At 68.8% G+C, this 18,852-nt stretch carries 15 protein-coding genes; 9 read left to right on the top strand and 6 right to left on the bottom strand.

The window, feature by feature from the left end:
- Positions 1-327: 327 nt before the first annotated feature.
- The 3 genes from ileS to B842_RS08815 are packed head-to-tail and all read left to right on the top strand — an operon-like array spanning position 328 to position 5,658.
- Entirely contained in the window at positions 328-3,504 is a 3,177-nt protein-coding gene (gene ileS, locus B842_RS08825; RefSeq protein WP_040086206.1) for an isoleucine--tRNA ligase, read from the top strand.
- Positions 3,501-4,316, top strand: coding sequence for an EamA family transporter (locus B842_RS08820; protein ID WP_040086204.1), 816 nt, complete (start codon positions 3,501-3,503; stop codon positions 4,314-4,316). The genes ileS and B842_RS08820 overlap by 4 nt, the downstream gene beginning before the upstream one ends.
- A 10-nt stretch (positions 4,317-4,326) precedes the next feature.
- Positions 4,327-5,658 (top strand): DNA polymerase IV, encoded by a 1,332-nt coding sequence (locus tag B842_RS08815; protein WP_040087505.1) that lies wholly within the window; start codon positions 4,327-4,329, stop codon positions 5,656-5,658.
- Here the strand turns inward: B842_RS08815 and B842_RS13225 are convergent.
- Together B842_RS13225 and B842_RS08805 are read right to left on the bottom strand one after the other, a co-directional pair.
- Positions 5,655-7,007: an HNH endonuclease signature motif containing protein gene (locus tag B842_RS13225; RefSeq protein WP_156119483.1), complete on the bottom strand. Its 1,353-nt coding sequence runs from the start codon at positions 7,005-7,007 to the stop codon at positions 5,655-5,657. The genes B842_RS08815 and B842_RS13225 overlap by 4 nt on opposite strands.
- A gap of 94 nt (positions 7,008-7,101) precedes the next feature.
- Positions 7,102-8,025 carry an asparaginase gene (locus tag B842_RS08805; protein ID WP_082028420.1) on the bottom strand — a complete coding sequence of 308 codons (924 nt, stop codon included), beginning with the start codon at positions 8,023-8,025 and terminating at the stop codon, positions 7,102-7,104.
- A 73-nt stretch (positions 8,026-8,098) separates the two neighbouring features.
- On the opposite strand from B842_RS08805, the gene B842_RS08800 reads away from it, so the two are divergent.
- A complete protein-coding gene (locus tag B842_RS08800) occupies positions 8,099-8,683 on the top strand; it encodes a WKL family lipoprotein (protein ID WP_040086201.1) in 585 nt (194 codons plus the stop codon).
- Here B842_RS08800 and B842_RS08795 read toward each other — a convergent pair whose 3' ends face one another.
- Both B842_RS08795 and B842_RS08790 read right to left on the bottom strand, forming a co-directional pair.
- Positions 8,684-10,351, bottom strand: a complete 1,668-nt coding sequence (locus B842_RS08795) for an ABC-F family ATP-binding cassette domain-containing protein (RefSeq protein ID WP_040086199.1) — start codon at positions 10,349-10,351, stop codon at positions 8,684-8,686. It abuts the gene before it with no gap.
- An 8-nt stretch (positions 10,352-10,359) separates the two neighbouring features.
- Entirely contained in the window at positions 10,360-11,316 is a 957-nt protein-coding gene (locus B842_RS08790) for a hypothetical protein (RefSeq protein ID WP_040086198.1), read from the bottom strand.
- A gap of 60 nt (positions 11,317-11,376) precedes the next feature.
- On the opposite strand from B842_RS08790, the gene lspA reads away from it, so the two are divergent.
- The 4 genes from lspA to B842_RS08770 are packed head-to-tail and all read left to right on the top strand — an operon-like array spanning position 11,377 to position 13,918.
- Positions 11,377-11,889, top strand: a complete 513-nt coding sequence (lspA, locus tag B842_RS08785) for a signal peptidase II (protein ID WP_040087502.1) — start codon at positions 11,377-11,379, stop codon at positions 11,887-11,889.
- Positions 11,886-12,809 carry an RluA family pseudouridine synthase gene (locus tag B842_RS08780; RefSeq protein WP_040086197.1) on the top strand — a complete coding sequence of 308 codons (924 nt, stop codon included), beginning with the start codon at positions 11,886-11,888 and terminating at the stop codon, positions 12,807-12,809. Before lspA ends, B842_RS08780 begins: the two co-directional genes overlap by 4 nt.
- The gene (locus B842_RS08775) at positions 12,806-13,360 is read left to right on the top strand and encodes a hypothetical protein (protein WP_040086196.1); all 555 of its coding nucleotides are present in this window, start codon (positions 12,806-12,808) and stop codon (positions 13,358-13,360) included. Before B842_RS08780 ends, B842_RS08775 begins: the two co-directional genes overlap by 4 nt.
- A 9-nt stretch (positions 13,361-13,369) precedes the next feature.
- On the top strand, positions 13,370-13,918 hold the full coding sequence (locus tag B842_RS08770; RefSeq protein ID WP_040086195.1) for a GNAT family N-acetyltransferase: 549 nt from the start codon (positions 13,370-13,372) through the stop codon (positions 13,916-13,918).
- On the opposite strand, the gene rarD is transcribed toward B842_RS08770, so the two are convergent.
- The gene (gene rarD / locus B842_RS08765) at positions 13,878-14,735 is read right to left on the bottom strand and encodes an EamA family transporter RarD (RefSeq protein ID WP_040086194.1); all 858 of its coding nucleotides are present in this window, start codon (positions 14,733-14,735) and stop codon (positions 13,878-13,880) included. The genes B842_RS08770 and rarD overlap by 41 nt on opposite strands.
- Positions 14,736-14,810: 75 nt before the next feature.
- On the opposite strand from rarD, the gene dnaE reads away from it, so the two are divergent.
- Positions 14,811-18,371, top strand: a complete 3,561-nt coding sequence (gene dnaE, locus B842_RS08760) for a DNA polymerase III subunit alpha (RefSeq protein ID WP_040086193.1) — start codon at positions 14,811-14,813, stop codon at positions 18,369-18,371.
- A gap of 50 nt (positions 18,372-18,421) precedes the next feature.
- Here the strand turns inward: dnaE and B842_RS13220 are convergent, their stop codons facing one another.
- Complete coding sequence (locus B842_RS13220; RefSeq protein WP_052437839.1) at positions 18,422-18,808, bottom strand: hypothetical protein; 387 nt, start codon at positions 18,806-18,808, stop codon at positions 18,422-18,424.
- Positions 18,809-18,852: the final 44 nt, after the last annotated feature.

Genomic DNA, 18,852 nt, shown 5'->3' with positions numbered 1-18,852 from the left:
ACTAGTCCGGTTGAAGCCCGTGGGGGTGGGAACGACTCAGGTCGTTCCCACCCCCACGGGCTTTCCCGATGCCGGAGGGGAGCGGCTACCGGCCACCGTGTATAATCCCCTGTGACTGTTCCGCCGTGTCGGCGGGCAACACGCAGTGATCCGGCCATCACCGGGGAGCATCCGGAAGAAAGGCGCACGCCGAGTAGAACCGGACGGGTGGGACCGTGACAGACCTTCACCACGAATGAAGTGGGGTGCCCCGGCACCCAAGCAGGGTGGTACCGCGCACGCACGTGCGTCCCTGCACCGACCGACGACTCGTGAGTGAAGGAAGATATGTCCGAGCAGAAGAAGACCGCCGTGGGCGGCGTGTACCCCCGCGTCGACATGACCGGGGGTTCCTCCCGATTCCCCGACATGGAGAAGGTCGTCCTGGAGTACTGGAAGCAGGACGGCACGTTCCAGGCGTCGCTGGACCAGCGTGAGGGGGAGAAGGAGTACGTCTTCTACGACGGCCCGCCCTTCGCCAACGGTCTGCCGCACTACGGCCACCTGCTCACCGGCTACGTCAAGGACATCATCCCGCGTTTCCGCACCATGACCGGCCACCACGTGCCCCGTGTCTTCGGCTGGGACACCCACGGTCTGCCGGCGGAGCTGGAGGCGGAGAAGCAGCTCGGCATCACCGACAAGGGCCAGATCGAGGACATGGGTCTGGCGAAGTTCAACGAGTACTGCGCCGAGAGCGTCCTGCGCTACGCCGAGGAGTGGAAGGAGTACGTCACCCGCCAGGCGCGTTGGGTGGACTTCGACAACGGCTACAAGACGATGGACCCGGGCTACATGGAGTCCGTCATCTGGGCGTTCAAGCAGCTCTACGACAAGGGCCTGATCTACCAGGGCTTCCGTGTCCTGCCGTACTCCTGGGCGGAGCACACCCCGCTGTCCAACCAGGAGACCCGCCTCGACGACTCCTACAAGATGCGCCAGGACCCGGCCCTGACCGTCACCTTCCCGGTCACCGGCGCCGTCGCCGGTTCCGCCGCGGAGAAGACCCTCACCGAGCAGCCGCTGCTCGCCGACGCCGCCGCCCTCGCCTGGACCACCACCCCGTGGACCCTGCCGTCGAACCTGGCGCTCGCCGTCCACCCGGAGGTCGACTACGCGCTGGTGCGTGCCGCCGACGGCGCGGTCTACCTCATGGCCGCCCCGCTGGTCGGGACCCTGGCGAAGGAGTTCGGCGAGGACCACGAGGTGCTGGCGACCGTCCCGGGCGCGCAGCTCGAGGGTCTGCAGTACCAGCCGATGTTCGACTACTTCGCCGACGAGGTCAACGCCTTCCAGGTCATCCTCGCCGACTACGTCACCGTCGAGGACGGCACCGGTATCGTCCACCAGGCCCCGGCCTTCGGTGAGGACGACATGGAGTCCTGCAAGAAGTACGGCATCGGCGTGGTCATCCCGGTCGACATGGACGGCAAGTTCACCTCCCAGGTCCCGGAGTACGAGGGCCAGCTGGTCTTCGACGCGAACAAGGACATCATCCGCGACCTCAAGGAGCGCGGCCGCGTCCTGCGCCACCAGACCATCGAGCACTCCTACCCGCACTCCTGGCGTTCCGGCGAGCCGCTGATCTACATGGCGCTGCCGTCCTGGTTCGTCCGCGTCACCGAGATCCGCGACCGCATGGTCGAGCTCAACCACGAGGAGATCGAGTGGCTGCCGGAGCACGTCCGTGACGGTCAGTTCGGCAAGTGGCTGGAGAACGCCCGCGACTGGAACATCTCCCGTTCCCGTTACTGGGGTTCCCCGATCCCGGTGTGGGTCTCCGACAACGACGAGTACCCGCGTGTCGACGTCTACGGCTCCCTCGACGAGCTCGAGGCCGACTTCGGTGTCCGCCCGACGTCCCTGCACCGCCCGTACATCGACGAGCTGACCCGCCCGAACCCGGACGACCCGACGGGCCAGTCCACGATGCGCCGTGTCCCGGACGTCCTCGACGTGTGGTTCGACTCCGGTTCCATGCCCTTCGCGCAGTTCCACTACCCCTTCGAGAACAAGGAGTTCTTCGAGGACCACAACCCGGCGGACTTCATCGTCGAGTACATCGGCCAGACCCGCGGCTGGTTCTACCTGCTGCACGTCCTGTCCGTGGCGCTCTTCGACCGCCCGGCGTTCAAGAAGGTCGTCGCCCACGGCATCGTCCTCGGTGACGACGGCCAGAAGATGTCCAAGTCCAAGGGCAACTACCCGAACGTCAACGAGGTCTTCGACCGCGACGGCTCCGACGCCATGCGCTGGTTCCTCATGTCCTCGCCGATCCTGCGGGGCGGCAACCTCATCGTCACCGAGCAGGGCATCCGCGACGGTGTCCGCCAGGCGCTGCTGCCGATCTGGAACGCCTACTCCTTCCTGCAGCTGTACTCCTCGAAGCCGGCCGAGTGGTCCGTCTCCTCGGAGGACGTGCTCGACCGCTACATCCTGGCGAAGCTGCACGACCTCGTCGACACGGTGCGTACCGCGCTGGACAACACCGACATCGCCGACGCCACCGACGCCGTCCGCCAGTTCGCCGACGCCCTGACCAACTGGTACGTGCGCCGCTCCCGTGACCGTTTCTGGGAGGGCGACGACGCCCACCCGGAGGCCTTCAACACCCTCTACACCGTGCTCGAGGTACTCACCCGCGTCACCGCCCCGCTGCTGCCGATGACCTCCGAGGTCATCTGGCGGGGACTGACCGGCGAGCGTTCCGTCCACCTCGCGGACTACCCCTCCGCGGAAGACTTCCCCGCCGACGCCGACCTCGTCGCCGCCATGGACGCCACCCGCGGCGTCTGCTCCGCGGCCTCCTCGGTGCGTAAGGCCCACAAGCTGCGCAACCGCCTGCCGCTGCCGTCCCTGACCGTCGCGCTGCCCGACTCGGAGCAGCTCGCGCCGTTCGCCGCCATCATCCGTGACGAGGTCAACGTCAAGGACATCGAGCTGACCTCCGACGTCGACTCGGTGGGCACCTTCGAGGTCGTGGTCAACGCCCGCGCCGCCGGACCGCGCCTGGGCAGGGACGTCCAGCGCGTGATCAAGGCCGTCAAGTCCGGCAACTACGAGCGTGTCGGGGACAAGGTCGTCGCCGACGGCATCGAGCTCAACGAGGACGAGTACACCGAGCGTCTCGTCGCCGCGAACCCGGAGTCCACCGCGCGTATCGACGGCCTCGACGGCCTCGTCGTCCTCGACATGACCCTCACCGAGGAGCTCGAGGCCGAGGGATGGGCCGCCGACGTCATCCGTGGCCTGCAGGACGCCCGCAAGGCCACCGGCCTGGAGGTCTCCGACCGCATCTCCGTCGTCCTCTCCGTCCCGGAGGAGAAGAAGGAGTGGGCGGAGCGTCACCGCGATCTCATCGCCGGTGAGGTGCTCGCCGTGGAGCTGGACGTCACCACCGACGAACTCGCGGGTGACGCCCACGACGTCGTCAAGGACGTGAAGGCGACCGTCGCGAAGCGATGAACCTCCGCGCCCCGGCGGTGATGATCGCGTCAGGCGTCAGCCTGTACGCGGGAGCCGCCGTGGCGGTCGGGCTCTTCGACGTCCTGCCGCCCGTCATCGTCGCCTGGTTCCGTATCTCAGCGGCGGCGCTGATCCTGCTCGTGCTCGTCCGTCCCCGCCTGCGGGACTTCCGGAGCTCCTCCGCGCTGGTCTACGGCGTGGCGACGATGGGCATGAACATGAGCTTCTACGAGGCCATCGCCCGCCTGCCGCTCGGCACGGCGGTGGCGGTGGAGTTCCTCGGCCCCGTCCTGGTGGCGGCCCTCGGGTCCCGCTCCCTCCGGGACTGGCTGGCTCTCGGCCTGGCGACCCTCGGGGTGGTGGTCATCTCCGGGGCCGTGTGGTCGACGGCCGCCGTGGGCCTCGGGTTCGCGCTGCTGGCGGGTGGTCTGTGGGCGGTGTACATCGTCGTGGGTTCCCGGATCGTGGCCAGCTCGGACAGCCCGCGGACGTCGATGACCGTCGGTTTCTCCCTCGCCGCCGTGCTGGCGCTGCCGTTCATGGTGTGGCTCTGGCCGGCGGACGTCGGCACGCCCGGCACCACCCTCCTCGGCCTGGCCCTCGGGCTGGGCGTGCTGTCCGCGGTCATCCCCTACACGCTGGACCAGGTGGTCATGCGGATGGCGGGTGCGGCTCACTTCGCGCTGCTCCAGGCACTGCTGCCGGTCGTGGCCGCGGTGCTCGGGGCGGTGGCGCTGGGGCAGTGGCTCTCCGGCGCCGAGATGCTCGGCATCGTCCTGGTGGTGGCCGCCGTCGCACTGCGCCGATCCTAGGATGGTCGGCATGCAGCGCTGGGTTCTCCACATCGACATGGACGCGTTCTACGCCTCCGTGGAGCAGCTGACCCGGCCGACCCTGCGCGGCCGCCCCGTCCTCGTGGCGGGTGTGTCGGGGAGGGGAGTGGTCGCCGGCGCGAGCTACGAGGCCCGCCGTTTCGGGGCCCGCTCCGCCATGCCCACCCACCAGGCCGCCCGCCTCGTCGGCTTCTCGGCGGTCCTGGTCGCCCCGCGCCGGGAGGTCTATGTGGCGGCCTCGCGCCGGGTGTTCCAGCTCATCGCCACACGTGTCGACGTCGTCGAGCAGCTCTCCATCGACGAGGCCTTCATGGAACCCGCCGAACTCGTCGGCGCCACCCCCGGGGAGGTCCGCGCCTGGGCCGATGACCTGCGGCGACTCATCCGCGAGGAGACCGGCCTGCCCTCCTCCATCGGCGCCGGCACGGGCAAGCAGTACGCGAAGATCGGCTCCGGGCGCGCGAAACCGGACGGTACCTTCGTCATCCCCGGCGACCGGCAGCTCGAGATTCTCCACCCCATGCCCGTCCGGGAGCTCTGGGGCGTCGGCCCGGTGACGGAGGGCCGCCTGGCACAGATCGGCGTGGAGACGATCGGTGACCTCGCCGCACTCAGCGAGCGGGAGGTCGAGATCCTGCTCGGCGGCACCGTCGGCCCCGTCCTGTGGAACCTGGCCCGCGGCATCGACGAACGTCCCGTCGAACCCCGCGCCGAGGCGAAGTCCATCTCCGCCGAGTACACCTACCCACGCGACCTCACCACCCACGCCGACGTCGACGCCGCCGTCGTCCGCGCCGCCGAGTCCGCCCACCGCCGCCTGCTTCTCGACGGCCGCGGCTCCCGCACCATCACCGTCAAACTCCGCATGGCGGACTTCCGCATCGAGTCCCGGTCCGCCACCCTGCCCTACGCCACCGACAACCTCGACACCCTCCAGTCCGCCGCCTTCCGGCTCGTGCGCTACCCGGAAGAGGTCGGTCCCATCCGCCTCGTCGGCGTCGGCTTCTCCGGCCTCGAGGAGGCGCGGCAGGACGTGCTCTTCCCCGAACTCGACCAGCGCCCCGAGCTGGAGCACCACGTCGAGCCCCGCGTCGAGACCGCCCCTCCGGTGGGGTGGCGGGCCACCCAGGACGTGCACCACCCCGAGTTCGGGCACGGCTGGGTGCAGGGCGCGGGGCACGGGAGAGTCTCGGTGCGTTTCGAGACCCGTGCTACCGGCCCCGGTTTCACCCGGACCTTCGCCGAGGATGACCCTGCCCTGCAGCCGGCTGATCCACTGGCGAGCCTCGCGTGGGACGACTGGTTGGCTGAAGAACACTAGAACGGGGGCGGGTGTTCGCGTTCCTCGTGGTGGGCCCGGTAGGCGTCGAAACGCTCGGCGACAGCTTTGCGGTGGGCGTACTCCCGGGCCTTCGCCTTGCGTTGGGCGAAGGTCTGCACCCAGCGGCGCTCCCGCGGGGCGAGGGGACCGGTGGCCAGGTCGACGGCGTAGGTGCCGTCCTGGAAGTGCCAGTACACGTCGCCGGTGACCGGGTCGAGCAGGTAGGTGGCCTGTACATCGGTCTTCCGGTTGTGGTGGTGTCTGCAGAGCATGACCATGTTGTCCGCCCGCGTCGGACCGCCGTCCTCATGGTTGATGCGGTGGTCGCCGTCCAGATGGGTGGCCTTCGCGTTGCAGCCGGGCCAGCGGCACACCCAGTCGCGGCCGATCACGCAGCAGCGGATGCGGAAGGGCATGTCATGGGCGGGGGTCTCCGCCTGCTGGGCGTCGTCCATGTCCAGGGTGCGGGTGACCATCTCCCGGAGCGTGGCCGCCGTCTCCTCGGTGAGCAGGCCGGTGGTGGGGTGGAAGACGGGGGCGTCGTCGACGTCGTGCGCGGAGTACAGCAGTGAGTTGACCTGGATGGTCGCCGGCTCCAACAGGAGATCGGCCATGGCACGCGCCTGGCCGGTCCCGCGGGTGTGGGCGGCCTGCGCGACGACATCCGAGATGAGGGTGCCGGTGGCCTGGTCGACCGTGAGGGTGAAGCAGATGGTGCCGTCCGGCTGGGGTTCCGTGAACAGGGAGGCCACGCGGGCGGCGTCGTCATCGGCCGGAGGCAGGGCCCGCATGGTGGCGGCGGGGTCCTCGCAGGGTGCCGGCCCCGCTGCGGGCTCCGGCGGCGGAGCGGGATCACCCCAGGGGGAGGGACGCGCGGGGGCGGCCAACTCCTCGACGCTGCGGATGGTGTTGATGACGGTGTCGGTGATCGCCCTGCGACCGGGCAGCAGCTGCTGCGGCCGGGAGGGGGTGAAGCGGGTCATCAGGTCCTCGTCGAGGGAGGCCCAGAAGAAGTCGTCGTGGAGGAGGGCAGCGGGGGCGGTCTTGACGGCGGAGTCGATGATGGACACGTGATGCAGATCCAGCAGGAAGGTCTCCTGGATCAGGGCCTTGAGGCGGGGCAGCTGGTCGAGCGTGTCGAGGGCGTCGAAGTTGCGGGTCAGGGGCACCTTGGACAGGCCGGTGTCCTTGTGGAGGAGGGTGGTCAGGGTGGTCCAGTCCTCGTCGGACTCGACGTCCGCGACCGGGCGGAGCTGGTGCCAGAAGGCGTACTCGGCCTCGACGCGGATGCGTCGGGCGCGGGAGTAGAAGCTGTGCGGGTTGAGTACTGACCAGGACGGTTCGGACATGAGGTTCACCCCCTCGTTGAAGCCTCGTTCGTGTGTTCGAAACTGAGGCTAGAACACGCCCCGGACATGGGGGTGATCCTCGGGGGTGGTCGCGTTAAACCAGCAGGTCAGACACGTCGTGTCCGGTGGCCAGCGCCACGATGAGCGCCATCCGGGCCTGGCCCGCACGCAGGTGTCCGGCACTCACGGCGCCGAGGGAACCGAGGGTGGCGCCGCCGCCACCGCCGCCGTAGGCCAGACCGACTGGACCCGAGGGGACACGGGTGGTGATCACGACAGGCACGCCGGCCTCCAGGGCCTCGACGACGCCCGCCCCCATCTCCGGGCCGATGTTGCCGGAGCCGAGGGCCTCGATGACCAGGCCCTGGGCGCCGGCGGCACGGGCGGCGTCGACAAGCGAACGGTCGGCGCCGGGCCAGGAGGCGAGCACCGGGACGGAGACGTCCGCCAGCGGGGCGACCGGCACGGAGGCGGGACGCCGGACCTCGCGCGGGACGGTGGAGATGAAGGCGTCGAGATCCGTGGTGTGCCGCTTGACGGCGCCGCGGGCCGGGATGGTCCAGCCGCCGAAGGCGATGAGCACACCCTGACGGCGGGCGAGGGGATCGGCGGCGAGACGCAGGGCGTCGATGAGGTTGCCGGGACCGTCGGACTCGCGGTGGTCGAAGGCCCGCTGCGCCCCCGTGAGGATCACCGGACGGTCATCGGAGTGGAAACAGTCCAGTGCGAAGGCGGTGTCCTCCATCGAGTCGGTGCCGTGGGTGACCACGACGGCGTCGACGGAGGGATCCTCCAGGGCGGAGTGGACCGCCGCGATGAGTCCGTCGAGTTCGGCGAGCGTGATCGCGGAGGAGTCGAGACGGGTGAGCTCGGTGACGGTGACGTCGGCGGGGACGGCGAGGTGGTCACGGACGGCGTCGAGAAGCTCGGTGCCGGAGACCGTCGGGCGCAGCGCCCCGGACTCGTCGGTGGTGCAGGCGATGGTTCCGCCGGTGGTGAGCAGCGCAATACGGGTCATGGAACCAGGGTGCCACAGGATTGCGTGTAGCATCGGACCAGATGTGCCCCTAACTACAGGAGAGTATTTTCCCGTGAAGTTGACCAAGATGACCGCGATCACCGCCGCACTCGGTGCCGCCCTGGCCCTGAGCGCGTGCAGCAGCGAGGACGGCAACGGTGGCACCACGACCACCACCGGCACCGTCGAGGCCACCGACACCACCACGGAGGCCGCCGCCCCGGCCCTGCCGACGGCCGATGAACTCAACGCCATCCTCGCCCGCGCCACTGACCCGAACGTCCCGCTCGAGGAGAAGGTCAACACCGTCCAGGGCGGCGAGACCGCGCCGGAGCTCTTCGAGACGATGGCCGCCTCCCAGGCGGAGTCGGGTGCCCAGTTCCAGGTGGTCAACCCGGTCCTGCCGGGCTACACCCCGGACTCCGTCCTCGCGTCGGTCAACTTCATCCTCCCCGAGTCCGAGGCCCAGCCGGCCGAGAACGTCGAGTTCATCTTCGAGGACGGGACCTGGAAGCTGTCCCAGTCCTGGGCCTGCACCCTGATCACCAACACCGTGGCCCCGGAGCAGGTGCCGCAGATGTGCCTCGACTACAGCCCGGCCCCCGTCGAGGAGGCCCCGGCTGAGGAGGCCCCCGTCGAGGAGGCTCCGGCCCAGTAGCTAGTCGTCGCGACGGCCCGGCAGGGTGAGCACCTTGCCGCGGCCGTCCGTGCGTACCGCCCACCTGCGGCGGATCCACCGGTCATGCGTCGCCAGCAGCACCGTGCCCGGGAACGTCGACAGAGCCTCCTCCAGTTCCTCCGCCAACGCGAGGGAGAGGTGGTTGGTGGGCTCGTCGAGAAGCAGGATGTCCGGCGGTGACGCCAGGATGATGCCCAGCGACACGCGGCGTCGCTGGCCGAGGGACAGTTCGCCCAGGGGGCGGGTGACCGTCTCCTCGTTCATCAGCCCCATGTCGACCAGGGACGGGGACTTCGGGGGCACCTTCGACGCGAAGATCTCCTCCGCGGTGAGGTCGAGGTCCGTCCACTCGTCATCCTGGCTGAGACGGCCGATCACCACCTCCTCCGGGATGCGCAGCTCACCGGCGGTGATCTCCCACTTGCCCTCGACGACCTTGAGGAACGTCGACTTGCCGGCCCCGTTCGGCCCCTCGATGAGCCAGTGGTCGCCGGGGTTCATCTTCACCGTCAGGGGACCGAGGCGGTCACCCACCCAGATGTCCCTGGCGAAGACCGCGGGCTCACCCAGTGACGCCGACGTGTGCTCGGGGATGCCGTGAAAGGTCAGACGTGCCGGGGGCTTCGGCAGCTCGTCACGCTCGAGGGCCTCGAGGCGGTTGCGGGCGGAACGCAGACGGTTGCCCACGGTCTTGGCGGCGCGGTCGGCGAAGAACTTGTCCGAGATCCGCGACTCCGACTTCGACACCTGACTGTGGAACACGTCCTCCGCGGTCTGCTCCGCAGCTTTCTCCAGGCGGGCCCGCTCGTGCTCCTGCACGGTGTAGAGCTCCTCCCAGCGACGTCGGATGTCCTCGCGGGACTCCAGGTAGTCGGTGAAGGAACCCGTGAACAGCGTGCCCTGCCGCGTGTCCTCGCCACCGCCGCCCTCGTGCCCGAGACCCGGGTCGAGGTCGACGAGCGAGTCGGCCGCCTTGTCCAGGAAGAAACGGTCGTGGCTGGCCACGAGCACCGGCCCCTTGAACTCGGCGAGCTCCCTGATGAGGAAGTCCACGCCGTCATCGTCGAGGTGGTTCGTCGGCTCGTCGAGGACCATCGCGTCGACCGGCCGCAGCAGCAGCGCCGCGAGCGCGAAACGACGACGCTGGCCACCGGACATGTCGCCCAGCGTCGTCCCCAGCGGCACGTTCGCCAGGCCCAGCCCGGCGAGCACCGTCGCGATACGGGAGTCGAGCTCCCACACGCCGGACTGCTCCGCCATCGCCAGCGCCGCGTCGAACTCCTCCGCCAACCGCGGGTTGTCGGGTTCCTCGGCCATGCGCTCGGAGACCACGGCGATCTGCTTCTCGACGTCGCGCAGCTCCGACACCGCGGCGTCGATCAGCGCGGACGCCGGGGAGGTGAAGGGCAGCTGCGTCTCCTGCTCGATGAAACCGGTGACCGGGGGAGTGGTGATCTCCCCGACGTCCGGTTCCAGCTCGCCGGCGATGAGCTGCAGCAGCGTCGACTTGCCGGAACCGTTCTCCCCGATCAGGCCGGTCACGCGTTCGGAGGGCACGGCGAACGTGATGTCCGTCAGCACCCGCCGGATCGAACCGGGGTAGGTGAAGCTGACGCCGTCAACCTTGATGTGGTGTGGGGAGGCCATGGTGGTTCCTAACTGTCGGGGGAGTCAGCGAACGCCAGGGACGTGGTGGAGTCCTGGACCACGCGGACGTCGGAGTCTGCGCCACCGTAGATGACGCGGGTGGTGTAGGAGACACGCCCGTCGACCGGCAGGGGTCGGCCGAGGTCGACGGTGAGCGTGCCTTCACTGGTGGTGTTCGAGTTGAGGACGTTCAGCGACTGGCCGTCCTCCATCTCCAGGGCACCGAGGGCGGGGCGCTGCTGGACGCTGACATCCAGGTCCACGCGGTCGCCGTCGATGCCGGTGATCGTGTACGTCGCGGTCTGCAGGAGCGTCGACTCGCCGGTGACGCGGGTGTCCACCGACCAGGTGGCACCCTCGCCGACGGCCTCCTCCGGGAACACGACCGGCAGGCTGAGCAGCTTCATCAGCGCCTTCTCGACGAGCGCCCGCCCCTCGTCGGTGGCCTCCTTCGGGGCCGCCAGACGGACGGTGGACACGTCCCCGGCGTCCCCGGCGCGCCAGCCCAGGAGGAAGCCTTCGGCGGAGCGGATGTCGTCGGTGAGCTCGAGGTTGTCGGCGGCGGGCCGCCCGACACGGAACTCGACGTCCCGGGTCGCGGGACGCTCACCCTCAACGGCCTCGCCCGCGACCGTGGTGGCACCGGTGAGCGGCACCGTCAGACGGGTGACGTCCCCGCCCGCCGGGGCCTGCACGTCGACGGTGTCGGCACGCATGAGCAGCTGGTTGAACCCCTCGGCGACCTCGACCTCGACGGACTGCTCCGCGTCGACGTCCGCGTAGGTGAGGACGCGGGCGTCGGTGCCGGTGGCGCCGGTGGACACGACGGTGATGCGGGCGGCGTCGACAGGCAGGCCGACGGCGGCCTCGATCGTCGGGTCCGGCTGCTCGGAGGTGCAGGCGGTCAGGGCGAGAAGGGCGGTGGCGCCGAGAGCGGCGGCGATCCGCGGAACACGGGAGAACACCTCGTCAAGGCTACCGCAGGCAGGTCACCGGGTGGACCCGCACGGCCGTGGTGGGGAATGATGGGGGCCGTGAGTGAGACAAAGTCGAGACCATCCTCCCGGAACGTCACCTTCATGGCGGTGATCATCCTTGCGGTGGCGGCCATCGACCAGGCCACCAAGGCGCTCATGCTGGCGTGGCTGGAACCGGGGGTGCCGTTCCCCGTCATCGGCGACTGGTTCCGCTTCCTGCTGCTGTTCAACCCGGGTGCGGCCTTCTCCATGGGGGAGAACTCCACCTGGCTGTTCACCACCATCCAGCTGCTCTTCGTGGTGGGCATCTCCGTCGCCGCCCGCCGCATCCACGACCGGGGCCAGGCGTTCGGGCTGGCGCTCATTGCCGGCGGCGCGCTGGGCAACCTCATCGACCGGCTGTTCCGTGAGCCGGGTTTCTGGTTCGGACACGTCGTGGACTTCATCTCCGTGGGTGGTTTCGCGGTGTTCAACGTCGCCGACGCCGCCATCACGGTCGGTGTCGTCGTGTTCGTCCTCGTGCTGTTCCTGGAGGAGCGGAAGGCGAAGGTGGCCGCATGACCCGCGACACCCGTACTCTCCCCGTCCCGGAGGGACTGGCCGGCATGCGTGTCGACGCCGCCCTCTCCAAGCTCCTCGGCATCTCCCGCACGGTCGCCGCAGACCTGGCCACCGAGGGTGACGTGCTCGTCGACGGGCAGGCCGTCGGCAAGTCCGACCGCCTCCACGAGGGTTCCTGGCTGGAGGTGACACTGCCCGCGGCCCCCGATCTGACCCCCAAGGAGGAGCTGATCGAGGGCATGGACATCCTCTACTCGGACAACGACATCATCGCGGTGCACAAGCCGGTGGGCGTCGCCGCGCACCCGACCGTCGGCTGGGAGGGACCGACCGTCGTCGGTGGTCTGGCCGCCGCCGGGTTCCGCATCTCCACGTCCGGCCCGCCGGAGCGCAAGGGCATCGTGCAGCGTCTCGACGTCGGCACCTCCGGCGTCATGGTCGTCGCCGCCTCCGAACGTGCCTACACGGTGCTCAAGAACGCCTTCCGTGACCGCACGGTGCGCAAGGTCTACCACGCGCTGGTCCAGGGGCACCCGGACCCGTTCACCGGCACCATCGACGCCCCCATCGGCCGGCACCCCTCCGCCGGCTGGCGTTTCGCCGTGACCACCGACGGCAAGCCGGCGATCACCCACTACGAGACGATCGAGGCCTTCCGGGAGGCGACGCTCCTCGAGATCGACCTGGAGACCGGCCGCACCCACCAGATCCGCGTGCACATGTCCGCGATCGGGCACCCGTGCGTCGGCGACCCGATGTACGGCTCGGACCCGGCCCTGGCCGAACGTCTCGGCCTCATCCGCCAGTGGCTGCACGCCGTGCGGCTCGGCTTCCACCACCCGGGCACGGGCGAGTACATGGAGATCGAGGCCCCCTACCCGGACGACCTGGCCCACGCCCTCGAGGTGATCCGGGGATGATCCGCCGCAGCCTGGCCATCCTGGCCGTCGTGGCGCTGCTCGGTGCCCTCGTCCTCGCCTTCCTCGACGACGCCACCCACAAACCCGTCCCGCCGCAGGGCGACATGCTGGGCACGGACTCGGGGGAGTCCTTCGCCGCCTACTCCGAGCGCGCCCGGACCTCGCTTCTCGACGCCCCCGCCGACCAGCCCGTCTACGCCCTCGTCACCTTCACCGCACCGCTGACCCCCGCGGAGGCGGGAGACCTGCTGGACGACGTCGCCCGCGTCAACGCGATGATCGTCCAGCTCGCCGCGCCCTTCTCCCTGCCCGAACCTGTCTCGGGGGAGGGGCGGGAGGACGTGTTCCAGCGGGAACTCGACCGCATCGCGGCGTCCCTGCAGGGCGTCGGCACGGTCCCTGTGCCGGAGCACCTCGACGCCGTCGTCGTCCGCGATAACGGCGACACCCTGCGGCAGCTCGCCGAGGCACCGCAGGTCGCCGCCCTCGAGACCCTGCCCGCCGACGCCGCGTGGGGCCGCTTCGGGGTGCGCCCGGTCGAGGTGCCCTAGAATTCGGGTATGAAACTGGTCGCCCCCACCGTCGAACTCCACCGGTCCTGGCTGGAATCCGCCACCGAATGGGGCACCTTCGACCAGGAGGGGGCAGCCTACCACCTGGCTGAACTCAACGGCCTCGACCTCCGCGACCGGGCGGATTTCGGCCGCTGGGTCGAGCTGCTCATCTCCCCGGAGCGGCCGGAGGGCTTCGCCCCGGACAGCAACTTCTGGCTTGTCGAGGACGACGTGTACCTTGGCGCCGTCCAGTTGCGCCACTACCTCAACAGCCTGCAGCTCCGCGAGCTCTTTGGCCACATCGGCTACGGGGTGCGCCCCTCCGCCCGCGGACAGGGGCTGGCGACCTTCATGCTCCGGGCCGTCCTGTGGGAGGCTGCCGTCCTGGGGCTGCGCCGGGTGCTGGTGACCTGCCGGGAGGACAACGCGGCGTCGATAGGTGTCATCCGCGCCTGCGGGGGAGTGCTGGAGAACATCCGCCCCGTCGATGACTTCGCCCGTGGCTGGGGGATGACTACACCGATCTGCCAGTTCTGGATCGAGACCGGCGCATGAGGTCGTACACGTAGACCGCCACCGCGATCCAGATGATGATGAACCCGGCCCAGCGCGCCGGGGACAGGTGCTCCTGCGTGACGAACAGCGCCCACAGCATCTGCATCGTCGGCGTCATGTACTGGATCATGCCCACGGTGCTCAACGGCAGGCGCTTCGCCGCCACGCCGAAGAGCAGCAGCGGGACCGTCGTGATGAGCCCCGAGAGCACCAGCAGCGCCGTGTGGGAGGGACCCTCCGTGAGGAACGTGCCGCCCCCGATCCACAGCAGGTACATCGCGGCCAGGGGAGCCATGACCAGGGTCTCGGCGGCCAGCGAGGCGATCGGGGACACCTGCACCTGCTTCTTCACCAGGCCGTACAGCCCGAAGGAGATCGCCATCCCCAGCGCCATCACCGGAGCCTGACCCGACAGGAACGTCAGCTGCAGGACACCGACCGTCGCGATCGCCACCGCGACGACCTGCAGCCCGGTGAGCCGCTCACGGAGGAACACCACACCCAGCAGCACCGCGAGCAGCGGGTTGATGAAGTACCCCAACGCGGCGTCGGCCACATGATTCGTGTTCACCGCCAGGACGTAGATTCCCCAGTTGGAGGAGATGAGCACGCCGGCGGCGAGGATGAGCGCCCACGAGCGTCCCGACGCCCGCCGCAGCTCACCCCAGCCACGCACCACGGTGAGCACCCCGGACATGATGACGGCGGTCCACAGGATGCGGTGCGCCAGGATCTCCACCGGAGCTGCCGGCAGCAGCAGCGGGAAGAACGCCGGGAAGAGCCCCCACAGGAGGTAGGCGAGCAGGCCGAAGATCATGGGTGGGATCGTACCCGCAGGTCATATCAAAGCGTGCGGGCATGCCTGTTTGACCGACTCGATACACTCACATCCATGGCCAAGAACTCCTCTTTCGTGCACCTCCACAACCACACCGAGTTCTCGATGCTCGACGGCATGGCGAAGATCGACATGCTCGCCGACGAGGTCGTGCGGCAGGGGATGCCGGCCGTGGGAATCACCGACCACGGCAACATGTTTGGCTCCGACGCCTTCTACCGGGCGATGACGAAGGCCGGGGTGAAGCCGATCATCGGCATCGAGGCGTACCTCGCGCCGGAGAGCCGCTTCAACAAGAACCGTGTGCGCTGGGGTGAGCCGCACCAGAAGTCCGACGACGTCTCCGCCTCCGGTGCCTACCTGCACCAGACGATGATCGCGGAGAACGCCACCGGCCTGAAGAACCTCTTCTACCTCTCGTCGATGGCCTCCTACGAGGGGCAGCTGGGCAAGTGGCCGCGCATGGACGCCGAGCTCATCGCCGAGCGTGCCGACGGCATCATCGCCACCACCGGCTGCCCCTCTGGTGACGTCCAGACCCGGCTGCGCCTCGGCCAGTTCGACCAGGCCCTCGAGGCCGCCGCGATGTGGCAGGACATCTACGGCAAGGAGAACTACTTCCTCGAGCTCATGGACCACGGGCTGCACATCGAGCAGCGCGTGCGTCGGGAGCTGCTGGAGATCGGCAAGAAGTTGGACCTGCCGCCGCTGGTGACCAACGACTGCCACTACGTCCTCGAGTCGCAGGCCACCGCCCACGAGGCGATGCTCTGCGTGCAGACCGGCAAGACCCTCCACGACGAGGACCGCTTCAAGTTCGACGGCACCGGCTACTACATCAAGACCGCCGCGGAGATGCGCGCACTTTTCGACGACACCGTGCCCGACGGCTGCGACAACACCCTGCTCATCGCCGAGCGTGTCCAGGACTACGGCGAGATCTGGGAGTCCCACCCCCATGACCGCATGCCGATCGCCGACGTCCCCGACGGTCACACCCCGACGACGTGGCTGCACCACGAGGTGATGGCGGGCCTCCGCGAGCGTTTCGACGGCGGCGAGATCCCGCAGGAGTACATCGACCGCGCGAACTACGAGATCGAGGTCATCGACATGAAGGGGTACCCGTCGTACTTCCTCATCGTCGCCGAGATCATCAAGCACGCCCGCTCGATCGGCATCTGGGTCGGCCCGGGCCGTGGTTCCGCGGCGGGTGCACTCGTGGCCTACGCGCTGACGATCACCAACATCGACCCCATCGAGCACGGCCTGCTCTTCGAGCGTTTCCTCAACCCGGAGCGCCCGTCGGCACCTGATATCGATATCGACTTCGATGACCGCCGCCGTGGTGAGATGATCCGCTACGCCGCCGAGCGCTGGGGTGAGGACAAGATCGCCCAGGTGATCACCTTCGGCACGGTGAAGACGAAGCAGGCCCTCAAGGACTCCGCCCGCGTGCAGTTCGGCCAGGCCGGCTACCAGATGGCCGACCGCATCACGAAGGAACTCCCGCCGCCGATCATGGCGAAGGACATCCCCCTCGCCGGCATCATGGACCCGGACCACGAGCGCTACAACGAGGCGGGCGCGGTGCGCACCCTCATCGAGACCGACCCGGACGTCGCGAAGATCTACGAGACCGCCCGCGGCCTCGAGGGCGTCGTCCGACAGGCGGGCGTCCACGCCTGTGCGGTGATCATGGCGTCCGTGCCCCTGCTCGACCACGTGCCCATGTGGAAGCGCCCCGCCGACGGTGCGCTCATCACCGGCTGGGACTACCCGGCGTGTGAGGCCATCGGCCTGCTGAAGATGGACTTCCTGGGCCTGCGCAACCTCACCGTCATCGGTGACGCCCTGGCGAACATCAAGAAGAACCGCGGCATCGACCTCGACCTGGAGAACCTCTCCGTCGAGGACAAGGAGACCTACGAACTCCTGGGCCGCGGCTCCACCCTGGGTGTCTTCCAGCTGGACTCCGGCGGCATGCAGGAACTGCTCAAGCGCATGCAGCCGACGGGCTTCAACGATATCGTCGCCTCCCTGGCGCTGTACCGCCCCGGCCCGATGGGCGTCAACGCGCACCTCGACTACGCGGACCGCAAGAACGGGCGCAAGCCGATCGAGCCCATTCACCCGGATCTAGGCGACGCGCTCGAGGACATCCTCGAGGAGACCTACGGTCTCATCGTGTACCAGGAGCAGATCATGCGTATCGCGCAGAAGCTCGCCAACTACACGGCCGGTGAAGCAGACGGTTTCCGTAAGGCCATGGGCAAGAAGCAGGCGGAGGTCCTGGAGAAGGAGTACGCGAAGTTCTCCGAGGGCATGAAGTCCAACGGTTTCGGCCCGGAGCCGATCAAGGCACTGTGGGACACGATCCTCCCATTCGCCTCGTACGCGTTCAACAAGTCGCACGCCGCAGGCTACGGCCTGGTCTCCTTCTGGACGGCCTACCTCAAGGCCCACTACGCCCCGGAGTACATGGCGGCGCTGCTCACCTCGGTGGCGGACCGCAAGGACAAGTCCGCCATCTACCTCGGCGACTGCCGCCACCTCGGACTGAAGGTCCTGTCCCCGGACATCAACGAGTCGGAGAACGACTTCCTGGCCGTCGGCGAGGACATCCGTTTCGGCCTCGGCGCGATCCGCAACGTCGGTGCCGAGGTGGTCGACTCGATCGTCGAGACGCGGCGGACCAAGGGCACCTTCGCCAACTTCTCCGACTACCTGGAGAAGATCGACCTGCTGCCCTGCAACAAGCGCATCACCGAGTCCCTCATCAAGGCCGGCGCCTTCGACTCCCTCGGGCATCCCCGCAAGGGCCTCATGCTCGTCCACGAGGATGCGGTGGACGCCGTCCTGGCCACCAAGAAGGCCGCCGACAAGGGGCAGTTCGACCTCTTCGCGGGTTTCGGCGGCGAGGACGAGGAGAACGTGAGCGTCTTCGCCATCGACATCCCCGACGACAACTGGGACCGCAAGCACGAGCTCGCCCTCGAACGCGAGATGCTCGGTCTCTACGTCTCCGGTCACCCGCTCGACGGCTACGAGGAGGCCCTCGAGGCGCAGACCGACACCGCCCTGACCACGATCCTGGCCGGCGAGATGCGCCACGGCGCGGAGGTCCTCATCGGCGGGATCATCTCGGCGGTGGACCGGCGCTTCTCCAAGCGCGACGGCTCTCCCTGGGCGATCGTCACGGTGGAGGACCACAACGGCGCGCAGGTCGAACTGCTGGTGTTCAACAAGGTCTACTCGCTGGTGAGCTCGTCGATCGTGGAGGACAACATCATCCTCGCGAAGGCGCACGTGTCCATCCGAGACGACCGCATGTCCCTGTTCTGCGACGACCTCAAGGTCCCCGAGCTGGGCCCCGGCAACGGTGCGGGCCTGCCGCTGCGCCTGACGATGCGGACGGACCAGTGCACGATGGACACCATCGCGAAGCTCAAGGAGGTCCTCGTCCGCAACGCCGGCGACTCCGACGTCTACCTCAAGCTGGTCAACGGCGAGGAGTCCACCATGATGATCCTCGGTGAGCACCTGCGCGTCGACCGCTCCGGTTCCCTCATGGGTGACCTCAAGGCGACGATGGGGGCGGGCATCCTCGGATGACAGGAGGGCCCGCAGTTCCGTGACGGAACTGCGGGCCCTTTCTCTGTGTCCTAGCCCTGGATGCCGAACTGGGCGAGGAAGGCGCGGAGCTGGTCGACGCCGCCCGGCATGAGCGGGACGAGGACGACGGCCGCCTGGGTGGCCGCCAGTCCGAGGGTGAAGACCGCCCTGATGATCTCGAAGGTCAGCTCGGCCTCCGGGGTCATCTCCAGGGAGCCGGCCCAGCCCGGGAGCTGGACCTCCTTCTCCTCGTCCTCGTCCTCACCCGGGGTGGGCGTGGGCGTGGACTCGGTGGAGTCGGAGGAACCAGTGGTGGAGGAGAGGGAGGACAGCGAGGAGATGCCCTGCTCGGTCTCCTCGGCGTGTACCGGGGTGACCAGGGCCAGGGAGGTGCTGGCTGCGGCAACCAGGGCAACGGCGAGACGACGACGGATCACAGAGGAACTCCTTGAGGATGGGATTACTGATCGTTGATAGAACT

The sequence above is a fragment of the Corynebacterium humireducens NBRC 106098 = DSM 45392 genome (assembly GCF_000819445.1).
In the GTDB taxonomy this organism is placed as follows: domain Bacteria; phylum Actinomycetota; class Actinomycetes; order Mycobacteriales; family Mycobacteriaceae; genus Corynebacterium; species Corynebacterium humireducens.
The sequence above is the reverse complement of the archived record's forward strand: the minus strand, read 5'-3'. Positions and strand labels throughout refer to the sequence as shown.

What these genes read in the sequence shown, in the direction of transcription:
- B842_RS08795 (WP_040086199.1), bottom strand. Translation starts at nt 10,351, where the DNA reads ATGGCCTCCCCACACCACATCAAGGTTGACGGCGTCAGCTTCACCTAC.
- B842_RS08770 (WP_040086195.1), top strand. Translation starts at nt 13,370, where the DNA reads ATGAAACTGGTCGCCCCCACCGTCGAACTCCACCGGTCCTGGCTGGAA.
- ileS (WP_040086206.1), top strand. Translation starts at nt 328, where the DNA reads ATGTCCGAGCAGAAGAAGACCGCCGTGGGCGGCGTGTACCCCCGCGTC.
- B842_RS13225 (WP_156119483.1), bottom strand. Translation starts at nt 7,007, where the DNA reads ATGTCCGAACCGTCCTGGTCAGTACTCAACCCGCACAGCTTCTACTCC.
- B842_RS08780 (WP_040086197.1), top strand. Translation starts at nt 11,886, where the DNA reads ATGACCCGCGACACCCGTACTCTCCCCGTCCCGGAGGGACTGGCCGGC.
- B842_RS08815 (WP_040087505.1), top strand. Translation starts at nt 4,327, where the DNA reads ATGCAGCGCTGGGTTCTCCACATCGACATGGACGCGTTCTACGCCTCC.
- B842_RS08805 (WP_082028420.1), bottom strand. Translation starts at nt 8,025, where the DNA reads ATGACCCGTATTGCGCTGCTCACCACCGGCGGAACCATCGCCTGCACC.
- B842_RS08775 (WP_040086196.1), top strand. Translation starts at nt 12,806, where the DNA reads ATGATCCGCCGCAGCCTGGCCATCCTGGCCGTCGTGGCGCTGCTCGGT.
- rarD (WP_040086194.1), bottom strand. Translation starts at nt 14,735, where the DNA reads ATGATCTTCGGCCTGCTCGCCTACCTCCTGTGGGGGCTCTTCCCGGCG.
- lspA (WP_040087502.1), top strand. Translation starts at nt 11,377, where the DNA reads ATGGGGGCCGTGAGTGAGACAAAGTCGAGACCATCCTCCCGGAACGTC.
- dnaE (WP_040086193.1), top strand. Translation starts at nt 14,811, where the DNA reads ATGGCCAAGAACTCCTCTTTCGTGCACCTCCACAACCACACCGAGTTC.
- B842_RS08820 (WP_040086204.1), top strand. Translation starts at nt 3,501, where the DNA reads ATGAACCTCCGCGCCCCGGCGGTGATGATCGCGTCAGGCGTCAGCCTG.